Origin of the sequence: Microcoleus sp. K1-B1, assembly GCF_036704705.1 — a bacterium.
GTDB lineage: Bacteria > Cyanobacteriota > Cyanobacteriia > Cyanobacteriales > Microcoleaceae > Microcoleus.
The window spans coordinates 26,130-26,936 of record NZ_JAUBSH010000053.1; the positions used below are offsets into that span (position 1 = coordinate 26,130).

Here is an 807-nt window from a genome sequence, read left to right on the forward strand (position 1 = left end):
GGCCATTGAGCGTATTATTGGCGGTGTTGCCGGTGATGACGTTGGCTAGAGTATTTCCGGTGCCGTTAATCAGTGCGCTGCCTCCTAAACGGAGGGTTTCAACGTTTGGACGTAAGGTGTGGGTCACGGTTGAGCGCACCTCGTCGGTTCCTTGAGCTGCAAGTTCAGTGACGATATCTCCGGCATTATCCACAATGTAGATATCGTTACCCAATCCGCCTCTAAGTTGGTCGGCTCCGCTAAGGCCATTGAGCGTATTATTGGCGGTGTTGCCGGTGATGACGTTGGCTAGAGTATTTCCGGTGCCGTTAATCAGTGCGGTGCCTGTTAAAGTCAGGTTTTCAACATTTGGACGTAAGGTGTGGGTGATGCCAGATTCCACTAAATCGGTTCCTTGAGCTGGAAGTTCAGTGACGACATCCCCTACATTATCCACAACGAAAATATCGTTACCCAATCCCCCTCTAAGTTGGTCGAGTCCGAGTCCTCCGTCTAAACGATCGTTATCGTCGCCACCATCTATGGTGTCGTTGCTGGCCAATCCATTGATGGTGTCGTTGCCGGCCAATCCATTGATGGTATCTGGATTGGGAGTTCCCGTTAAGTTATCAGGGCCAGGAGTGCCATTTATATTGGCGGGTGCAATATTAAGTTGAATCGAACCTGTATTAGAAATCCAACCATCAACAGCAATTTGATAGGTTGTCCCGGCTGTAGCATTCAGGCTAATCAGGCTAGTGTTATTCCCTCCCCCCTGATCATCGAAGTCAATCAGAGTGAGGTTATCAACCGCAGAACCAGTGAAAA

The 807-nt window shown here is 49.3% G+C and carries 1 protein-coding gene; it reads right to left on the reverse strand.

What is annotated here, in order from left to right; all coding sequences use genetic code 11:
- A partial coding sequence (locus QUA83_RS19045; protein WP_333295122.1) for a calcium-binding protein occupies positions 1–807 on the reverse strand: 807 nt, incomplete at both ends.